Origin of the sequence: Actinomadura sp. 7K534 (assembly GCF_004348575.1) — a bacterium.
Classification (GTDB): domain Bacteria; phylum Actinomycetota; class Actinomycetes; order Streptosporangiales; family Streptosporangiaceae; genus Spirillospora; species Spirillospora livida.
In genome coordinates, this window is record NZ_SMKB01000257.1 from 1 (window position 1) to 9655 (window position 9655).

Genomic DNA, 9655 nt, shown 5'->3' on the forward strand with positions numbered 1-9655 from the left:
CAGTTGGCCTCGCCGGGCGGGGAGGGGGCGCCGTGTGTCAAGGAGCAGCCCTGCCGTGCTTTGGGGTTAGGCGGCTTCTTCTCGGTAGGCGTAGGGCTGTAGGGCCAGGTCGGCGAGGATGGTGGAGCAGAACTCGGTGAGTGGGCCTCGGCGGCAGGCTCGGGCCAGGTCGCCTTCGTCTATGGCGGCGGGGAGGCGGCGGTCGCGTTCGAATGTGCCGGCGGAGGGCAGGTCCAGTGCCCGGGTGACGGCGTCGGCGGTCAGGCCGCCGGGGGCCGGGCCTTGGACGACCAGGCGGACGTCGGCGGTGTCGCGGCGGAGGGTCACGGCGAGGCCGTCGGCCGCGACCGTCGCGCGGACCTCGGCGGGGACGAGCAGGAGCGTGGTGTCGGCCGACCGCAGTGCCGCGCGGCCCACGTCGCCCGGGTAGCGGGGTACGTCCACCACGACGAGGTCGAAGCCGCGGACGGCGGCGTCGAACAGGGAGCTGACCGCGTCGTCGGAGACCGGCACCGGTTCCCCGCGCCTCCATGACAGGACGGACAGGTCGCCTGACCGCGGCAGCGTCTCCCGCAGCGTCGCGGTGCTCAGCCTGCCCCGCCGCTCGGCGAGGTCATGCCAGCGGACGCCCTCATGCTCCTCCAGCCCGAGCATCAGGTCGACGCCGCCGCCGTACGGGTCGGCGTCCACGAGGAGGGTGCGCAGGCCCTGCCCCGCGGCGGCCAGACCGAGTGCGGCGGCGAGCACGCTGGCTCCGGCACCGCCCCGGGAGCCGACCACGCAGAGCGTGGTGGCCCAGCCGCTCTCGGGTTCGCCGGCGGCGGCGAACGCGTTGATCAGCCAGTCCTCGTGGTCGGGGAGAAGGGCGACGTCCTGGGCGCCGGCCTCGACTGCCAGCCGGTACGCGTCGGACGTGGCGTCGCCGGTGACGAGGACGACGCCCGGGCGGCGCTGGAGGCCGGCGGACGCCACGTCCTGGGCCGAGTCGGCGCCCACGAGGATGAGGGACGGCCACGTCCAGGCGGCCCTGGCCTCGTCGGCGCCGTAAGCGACCTCGGCGTGTGCGTCGGCGGCGGCCGCCAGCCGGAGCAGGCCGTCGGCGAGGGCGGGGTCGCCCGTCACGATCAGTGCCGCGAGATTCATCGGTGGCTCCTTCGACGTTCGGAGACACCACCTTGCGACGCTGCGTGACGGCATGGAAGACGTTCCGCGAGCTGTGGATAACTTCGGCGGGCGTGGGGCCCGCTGTGGCGCGGAGTCCGCTGTGGCGCCGGGGCCGTTGTGGCGCCGGGCGTGGTCACCATGCCGCAGTTCGGCGAGCGGGCCTGCGATCCCGGAGAGGTCGGCCGGGCAGGGCGGGCGTGTCGGTGCGGCGGTCGGGCGTCCATGCGCCTGCGACGCGTTGGCGTACAGGGCGGAGGAGGACGCGGTGTGCGGCCCGGTGTCGGGTCTCGGTCGGCGGCGGGGCGGTGGCAAGGGGGGTTTCGCCACCGCCCCGGCCGCTGACGCTGGGCGACCCCCGCCGGGGGGGAGAGCGGGGGTCGCCTGACGGTCCGGCTCCGGGGGGGTAGAGCCGGCCCGCTTTCCCAGGAAAGTCTCGGGGAGTTCGGCGTAAGCCGTACGCAAGCTCGCTCTATAGCAGAGGCAAACTTACTGACTCCAGTCTAGGCAGTTACAACATATGCTGCCCAACGCTTGGGAGTTCCGTCGAGATCAATCGCGCCTCGTTTGGTGACGATTTTTCTCACCAGGCTGGGACGTTCCCCTCCAGACCGTACCCGCAAGACGCCGCTGCCTTGACAGAGGGCCCCGTTCCCGCGAGCACGGCGAGTGCATCGGGACGGGAGTGGGAGCGTACAGGAGAACTAAAGATCTTTCCGGCCACATCGCGGATCCGGCCGCCAAATGGAAGTGATCACGGTGCGTGATCAAATTCTCGACCCGAGAGGTGGTTACGGATAGTCCGGAATGGCGGGTTACATCCCGAGTTGACCCCACAAGGCAACGGGTGTCCCGTCCGGCGCGCAAGTGGGGAGCGGGCCGGGATTTACGAATGGGGGGCTTGTCAGCAGGCTAAATGAGGCGTAGACAGGTCATACGGACCAAGTGTCCGAGCACGGCAGCCGGGCACCCACGCGCGATCAGCCGCGGGAGGCGCGTCGAGACGGGCTTGACCCGCTCCGACGAATACAGGTGCACGCTTGGTAACCCGGTGTGACGTGACTGGCGGCGGCGCTCTGCTGAGAGCGCCGTTCGCTTTGTGCCATCGGCGAATCCACGGCACTTCCCAGGCCCGCCCTAGTCGCGGACCTCAACCCCCAGGGCCCTGGCCAGGATGACGGCCTGGTACGGGTCGATCACGGCGCGCCTCAGTTCGACGGTGAGCGGATCCATCCCCGAGATGTCGCTCCCCCGTAGGTCGCAGCCGGAGAAGTCGGCCCTGTGGAGTGACGAACCCGACAGATCAACACCGCGAATCGAGGCCCCCGCGCACCGCGCTCCGGTGAGGTCGGCTTCGCGCATCCGCACATCGGTGAACGAAGCGCGGCGTAGGTCGGCACCTGGAAGACCCGTGAACGACCAGTCGCCGCCCTCCACCTTCAACAGGTCGTACGTACAGCGGTCGAACAGACTGCCAACGAGCTTGCATCCGCTGAAGGTCGCGTCAAAGAAACCGCACCGTACGAACGTGCAGTTCAGGAACGCGGCATCCGTATGAGTGGACGCGTTGAACCGCACACCGCGGAACGTGCAATCGGTGAAGGCCGCACCCGCCCCACTGGCCTCGGTCATGTCAACGTCCACGAACAGAACACTTGTGTGTTCCTCGCCCGTCAGGTCACGCGAATCCCAGTTCACCGACGAGATGGTCGTCTCGGTGGGCGCCGCCGGCCGGCCGTGCGTCCGATCCGCCATACCGCGGTCCTCAGCCGCGCATGAGCGCTTCGCAGATGGCCTGCGAATCCCGTGCCGCCGCTGCCACCGCCTCCGCGCAATGTCCGATCCACTGGGCCACGCCCTCGGAAGTGCCGGACGAGTAGGCCCGGAGTGCCTCGGCATAACCGTCGGCGAGTTCGAGGTGCCCGACCTCTGGGGCGACCAAGGATTTGGGGTCCAGACCACGGGCGACGTAGGTGAGTCTCTGCGCGGCACGAGCGACGACCCCGTCTCCCCAGCCGAACGGACGCAAAGTGAGCAGTTCGCCGTGCACGATGGCGCCGACCACCAACGCCGGTGCCTTCGTCGGTTCCGTCAGCAGCCCGCTCAGCGCGTCCAGGCGCAATGCCACTTCGGACGGCGGCGGTGCCTCGCCAAGGCCGAGAACGTCCTTCACGGTCCCGTCGGCTGAGCGAGGACGTCCGAGATCGGCACTGTCCACCGCGTCCGCCGCCGCGAGGACGTGGAGCCGTGCGAGGGCCTGCCGGGGCGCCCTGCGCCAGGTGTCCGTCAGCGTCCCCAGCTCCGCCGACACGCGCAGCGCCCCTTGGACGGCGGGGTCGGACGGGTTCTCGGTGGTGCGCAGCTCGTCGAGCGTGACCGAGCCGCCGTCCAGGACGGCCGAGGCCCTGGCGCCGCGCAGTGCGGACTCCGTGGACACCTCCGCGCTGCGCCGCCGCAGGATGCGGTGGCCGAGCAGCCGGTCCACGGCACGACGCGCGTCGTCGACGGCGTCGGAGACGCCGGGCAGGTTCGCTACATCAGCAAGGGCATCGGTCACGGCCCGACTTTATGCGGTCCCCCACCACGCCCATGCAAGGCCCCACGGCCAGGGAACTGAACGGCGATTCCGGAGGGACAGCCTGGGAAGTGGTGTAGTGGGCATCCGTCAACACCGTCCGCCGGTCACGCTGTTCTCCGCCATCCGGAAGGGTGGCCTTGTGGGACCGGGGACCTTCCTGGTGAAGTGGGGATGCCGGGCGACCCCCGCTTCAGCTAGCAAGGAGTGCGCGTTGAGCCAGAGCCAAGAAACACTGTCGAACCTGCTGCAGGAGACACGGCGCTTCTCCCCGCCCGCAGAGCTCGCCGAGTCGGCCAACGTCAAGGCCGAGGCGTACGAGCAGGCGGCGGAGGACAACCTGGGCTTCTGGGCGGAGCAGGCGGACAGGCTCACCTGGACGAAGCGCTGGGACCAAGTCCTGGACTGGAGTAACCCGCCGTTCGCGAAGTGGTTCGTGGGCGGCGAGCTGAACGTCGCCTACAACTGCGTTGACCGCCACGTGGAGGCGGGCCACGGCGCGAAGGTCGCCTACCACTGGGAGGGCGAACCCGGCGATTCCCGCACCCTCACCTACGCCGACCTCCAGCGCGAGGTGAACAAGACCGCGAACGCGCTGCTGGAGCTGGGCGTCCGCAAGGGCGACCGGGTCGCGATCTACCTGCCGATGATCCCGGAGCTGCCCATCTCGATGCTCGCGTGCGCGCGCATCGGCGCGACCCACTCCGTCGTGTTCGGCGGGTTCTCGTCCGAGGCGCTCCGCACCCGCATCGACGACGCGCAGGCCAAGCTCGTCATCACCGCGGACGGCGGGTTCCGGCGCGGCAAGCCGTCCGACCTCAAGGGGATCGTGGACGAGGCCGTCGCGCAGACGCCGACGATCGAGCACGTCCTCGTGGTGCGCCGCACGGGCGAGCAGGTGACGGAGCACGACCGCGACCTGTGGTGGAGTGACGTCGTCGACAGGCAGAGCGACCAGCACACCCCCGAGCCCATGGACGCGGAGCACCCGCTCTACATCCTGTACACGTCGGGGACGACGGGTAAGCCCAAGGGCATCCTGCACACCACGGGCGGGTACCTGACGCAGTGCGCGTACACCCACTGGGCGGTGTTCGACCTCAAGCCGGAGAAGGACGTCTACTGGTGCTCGGCCGACATCGGCTGGGTCACCGGGCACTCCTACATCGTGTACGGGCCGCTCGCCAACGGCGCGACGAGCGTCATCTACGAGGGAACCCCGGACACCCCCCACAGGGGTCGCTGGTGGGACGTCATCCAGAAGTACAAGGTCTCCATCTTCTACACCGCGCCCACGGCGATCCGGACGTTCATGAAGTGGGGAGACGACATCCCCGCCCAGTACGACCTGTCGTCCCTGCGCGTACTGGGGTCGGTCGGTGAGCCGATCAACCCCGAGGCATACGTCTGGTATCGCAAGCACATCGGCGGTGACCGGACCCCGGTCGTGGACACGTGGTGGCAGACCGAGACCGGCGCCATCATGATCAGCCCGCTGCCGGGCGTGACGGAGGGCAAGCCGGGCGCGGCGATGCGCCCGCTGCCGGGGATCGCCGCGGACGTGGTGGACGACCAGGGGCAGCCGGTGCCGAACGGCGGCGGCGGTTTCATGGTCGTCAAGGAGCCGTGGCCGGGGATGCTCCGGACGATCTGGGGCGATGACGAGCGCTACATCAAGACGTACTGGTCGCGTTTCGAGGGCCTGTACTTCGCCGGGGACGGCGCCAAGAAGGACGCGGACGGCGACATGTGGCTGCTCGGCCGCGTGGACGACGTCATGCTCGTGTCCGGGCACAACATCTCCACCACGGAGGTGGAGTCGGCCCTGGTCGCGCACCCGAAGGTCGCCGAGGCGGCCGTGGTGGGCGCGACCGACCCGGTCACCGGGCAGGCGATCGTCGCGTTCGTCATCCCGCGCGGCGACGCCGACGGCGACGTCGAGGGCGAGGAGTTCCTGAAGGAGCTGCGCGACCACGTCGCGAAGGTGCTCGGCCCGATCGCCAAGCCGCGGCAGATCATGATGGTCCCGGAGCTGCCCAAGACCCGCTCCGGCAAGATCATGCGGCGGCTGCTGCGGGACGTCGCGGAGAACCGCAGCATCGGCGACGTGACCACGCTGGCCGACAGCACGGTCATGGACCTGATCTCCGAGAAGCTGCCGGCCGCGAAGTCGGACGACTGACCACGGCGAAGACGCAGGACTGACCCGCGAGGCGGCCCGCGACCGGTGAACGAGACCGGGCGCGGGCCGCCGGCATGTCACCCGGTATGTCCGCCGCACGTCCTTCTTGGGACGGTTTCCAGCACCATATGGACCTCAGTGTGCTCATGTGACCGATGATCGGTAGGTTCTTAGCACCCGCACCCGGGCGTGCGGTCAGGGATGTCGTGGTCCCCAAGTGGGGCGGGTTCCACCGTTTCGCTGCTGATCGGCGGTTTGGCCTATACCGACCCGTCACAATTCGAGAGAGTGACGACTGCGGTCCTGATCGCGAGCGTTCTCGCTTCGGCGGCCGCCGCCGTCGTCTTCCGGAGAAGGGTGCGCCCGCGCGCACACGGGGCTAAGGAGAAAGCGATATGTCGGAGGCTCAACCGGGCGAGCGCATCGAGGACAAGTCCGTCGGTGCCCTGGTCGCGATGGCGTCGAAGAACGTCTCCAACCTGGTCAGGGCCGAGATGGACCTGGCCAAGATGGAACTGAAGGCCGACGCCAAGAAGGCCGCGATCAGCAGCGTGATGTTCACGATCGCCGCGGTCATGGGCGGCATCGTCGTCATCCTGCTGTCGATCTCGCTCGCGTACGGCCTGGTGGGGCTCGGGATCTGGCACTGGGCCGCGTTCCTCATCGTCGCGGGCGTGTACGTGGTCCTCGCGGGGCTCCTGATGCTGATCGCGAGGCGGTTCATCAAGAAGATCGAAGGGGCGAAGCGCACCCGCAAGACCCTCAAGGACGACTTCGCGGCCCTGCGGCGCCGCGGCGACTCCGACACCCCCGAACTGACGGCCTGAACGATCGCCATGGCCGGGAACGACACTTCACCGATCGAGGTCGACGGACCGTGGACCCACCGGCAGGTCAGCGCCGGCGGGACGCGGTTCCACGTCGCCGAGGCCGGTGAGGGGCCGCTCGTCCTGCTGCTGCACGGTTTCCCGGAGTTCTGGTGGTCGTGGCACAACCAGCTCGTGTCGCTGCCCGCGGCGGGCTACCGCGCGGCGGCGGTGGACCTGCGCGGATACGGCGGCAGCGACAAGCCGCCGCGCGGCTACGACCTCGTCACGCTGGCCGGGGACGCCGCGGGGCTCATCCGCGCCCTGGGGGAGGCCAACGCGGTCGTCGTCGGACACGACTGGGGCGGCCTGCTGGCCTGGACGATGGGCGTCTACCACCCGAAGGTGGTCCAGCGGCTGGCAGTGGTCAGCGCCCCGCACCCACTGCGCCTACGGCAGGCCATAGCCACCGACCCCCGCGGCCAGGGATGGGCGACGCGCCACACGTTCGGTTTCCAGGTGCCGCTGTGGCCTGAACGGCGCCTTGTCCGCGATGACGCCGCGCTTGTGGGGCAGCTCCTGCACGACTGGTCCGCCCCAGGCTGGCCGGACGAACGCACAGAGCAGCTCGTCAGGAAGGCCGTGCAGATTCCAGGGGCCGCGCACAGCGCGCTGGAGTACCACCGCTGGCTCATCCGCTCGCTGGTCCGCCCGGACGGCATCCGCTACGCGCACCGTATGCGCGCCCCCATCCAGGTGCCCACGCTCCAGTTGCACGGCGCTCTCGACACGTGCGCCCTCCCGGCGAGTGCCCAGGGATCCGGCCGATACGTGGCGGCCCCCTACCGATGGAAGCTCATCGAAGGGGCGGGGCACTTCCCGCACCAGGAACGTCCCCGGGCGTTCGACGCGCAGCTTCTCGGCTGGCTCGCCGACCCCGAACCCGAGCACTGAGCTGTATTTCTTGCGGTAACGGCCCGCTGCGCTCGCCTTGCGGCGGCTGGCTACGCGACCGTTCCCGGTGCGTGGCCGGGGTCACTTGGTGAGGTGGAGGGTTATCGGGCCGGTCTCGGGGTGGGCGGCCAGGTCTCGGGCGCGGTGGATGACTCCCTGGACGTCGATGCCGTGCGGAGAGGCGGTCTCGTACGGGACCAAGCGTTCGGCGGCGCGGCTGAGGAGCGCTTCGGCGCCGCGTGTGTTTCCCCTTCGCAGGTGGGTTATCCCTACGGCGACCTGCGCCAAGCCTCGCCAGAGTTCGCGTTCGGGCTCGGGGGACGCCTTCCAGACCGCTTCCAGTACCTCGTGTGCATGGAACGGACGGTCGGCGTCCAGGAGGCGTTGTGCCTCGACCAGCGCCTCCGCGGGCGGCATGTCGAGGTCCTCCGGCATCGTGGGTATGCCTGATGTGCCGTGAGGCAGAGGACGTCCATACGCGTCGCGTGGCCGTGCGTTGCGTGGGCGCCCGGACTCATCCCGATCCCGCATGCCTCCACCGTACGCGGGGCCGTCCTCCTCAGTCGGAGCACCTCTGCGTGGACACCGGCTGGGTTGCGTTCCGCCCTGCACGCACGTCTGGCGCGACCTCCTCCGCGGTGAGGGCGTAACCAGTGGTCGGGCTGTCGAGCGCCGCGGCGAAGATGACGCCGTAGACGCGACCGTCCGTGGTCAGCAGCGGCCCCCCGGAGTTCCCCGGCTCGACCTTGCCGCGGATGGCGTAGATCTCACGGCTGACCTGGCCGGTGTGGTAGATGTCCGGGCCGCGGGCGGTCTGCCTGGCGCGGATGCGGGCGGCGTCCACGGTGAACGGCTGGTTCTTCGGGAACCCGGCGATGATCGCGCTGTCGCGGACCCGGGCCTCGTCGGCGAACTTCAGCGCGGGCGCCTTCAGCCCCGGCACGTACAGGACGGCGATGTCGCGCTTGGGGTCGTACAGCACGACCCGTCCCCGGCCCGTCTCGCCGTTCACGGTCGCCACGCTGGACGGGCCGCGCGCGCCCGCGACGACGTGCGCGTTGGTCATGATGTGCTGCGGCGCGAACACGAAGCCCGTGCCCTCGATCCGGCGCTGGCACTGCGGCGCCGTGCTGACGACCTTCACGATGCTGGCGCGGGCGGTCTTGACCGCCGGGTTGTTCAGCACCGACTCGTCCGGCGGCGGCACCTGCACCACCGACTCGCCGCCGAGGCCGTTGAACACCTGCGGGAACTCGCTGCTCTTCACGAACCCCTGGAACGAGGTGAACCACGTCTGCGCCCGCTCGGGCATCACGTCGTCGATCGCGCCGATGACCGTGGAGCCCTTGACCTGCGTCCGGACGGGCTTGAACTCGGAGTTGGCGACCAGCGTCCCGAAGAACCACGCGACGATGAGCAGCGACAGCGCGCTGACGAAGGTGCCGCCGACCGCGTCGGCCGTGCGCGCGTTCAGCCCGGTCACCCGGTTGCGGAGCACGGCGCCGAGAGAGGACGCGGCCAGCTGCCCGAAGGTCGCGGACAGGAAGGCGATCACGATGGCGAGGAGGGCCTGCTGCGCGGCGCCGTCCACCGCGGCCTCCGCGATCGGCGGGGCGATCAGCACCCCGGCGACGCCGCCGCCGACGAAGCCGATGAAGCTCAGCAGGCTCACGATGAAGCCCTGCCGGTAGCCCGAGACTCCGAACAGCACGACGAGCACGAGAAGGATCAGGTCAAGAACGTGGTCGTGCAGCACCGCTCAACCGTATAGTGCCGCACACCCGGATAACGTCCCCTCGATGTACCAGATTAGGGTGCGGCGGGTAGCCGCGGAGTGTGACCCCGGGCCCGCCCCCATACGTTAAGTATGCAATCGCCGATCCGGAACGAGGGGACGACCCGCCGCGTGCCACAATGGCGACGCGCCATGAAACCGAACTCCGCCTACACCGCCCCGATCCTCGACTGGTACGAGGC

The 9655-nt window shown here is 69.8% G+C and carries 8 protein-coding genes; 3 read left to right on the top strand and 5 right to left on the bottom strand.

Going from position 1 to position 9655, the window contains the following annotated elements:
• Positions 1-66: 66 nt before the first annotated feature.
• The 3 genes from ssd to E1266_RS31640 form a co-directional block, all read right to left on the bottom strand.
• The gene (ssd, locus tag E1266_RS31630) at positions 67-1143 is read right to left on the bottom strand and encodes a septum site-determining protein Ssd (RefSeq protein ID WP_132053326.1); all 1077 of its coding nucleotides are present in this window, start codon (positions 1141-1143) and stop codon (positions 67-69) included.
• A gap of 1155 nt (positions 1144-2298) precedes the next feature.
• On the bottom strand, positions 2299-2916 hold the full coding sequence (locus E1266_RS31635) for a pentapeptide repeat-containing protein (RefSeq protein WP_132053328.1): 618 nt from the start codon (positions 2914-2916) through the stop codon (positions 2299-2301).
• A 10-nt stretch (positions 2917-2926) separates the two neighbouring features.
• Positions 2927-3718, bottom strand: a complete 792-nt coding sequence (locus E1266_RS31640) for an oxidoreductase (protein ID WP_132053330.1) — start codon at positions 3716-3718, stop codon at positions 2927-2929.
• A gap of 232 nt (positions 3719-3950) precedes the next feature.
• Between E1266_RS31640 and acs the strand changes: the two genes are divergently transcribed.
• The 3 genes from acs (at position 3951) to E1266_RS31660 (ending at position 7678) form a co-directional block, all read left to right on the top strand.
• The gene (gene acs, locus E1266_RS31645) at positions 3951-5918 is read left to right on the top strand and encodes an acetate--CoA ligase (RefSeq protein ID WP_132053332.1); all 1968 of its coding nucleotides are present in this window, start codon (positions 3951-3953) and stop codon (positions 5916-5918) included.
• Positions 5919-6313: 395 nt separating this feature from the next.
• Positions 6314-6745: a phage holin family protein gene (locus tag E1266_RS31655; protein WP_132053336.1), complete on the top strand. Its 432-nt coding sequence runs from the start codon at positions 6314-6316 to the stop codon at positions 6743-6745.
• A gap of 9 nt (positions 6746-6754) precedes the next feature.
• A complete protein-coding gene (locus tag E1266_RS31660; RefSeq protein ID WP_132053338.1) occupies positions 6755-7678 on the top strand; it encodes an alpha/beta hydrolase in 924 nt (307 codons plus the stop codon).
• 81 nt (positions 7679-7759) lie between these two features.
• On the opposite strand, the gene E1266_RS31665 is transcribed toward E1266_RS31660, so the two are convergent.
• Both E1266_RS31665 and E1266_RS31670 read right to left on the bottom strand, forming a co-directional pair.
• On the bottom strand, positions 7760-8113 hold the full coding sequence (locus E1266_RS31665) for a DUF309 domain-containing protein (protein ID WP_243719125.1): 354 nt from the start codon (positions 8111-8113) through the stop codon (positions 7760-7762).
• A gap of 124 nt (positions 8114-8237) precedes the next feature.
• Positions 8238-9434, bottom strand: coding sequence for a MarP family serine protease (locus E1266_RS31670; protein ID WP_207946031.1), 1197 nt, complete (start codon positions 9432-9434; stop codon positions 8238-8240).
• Positions 9435-9655: the final 221 nt, after the last annotated feature.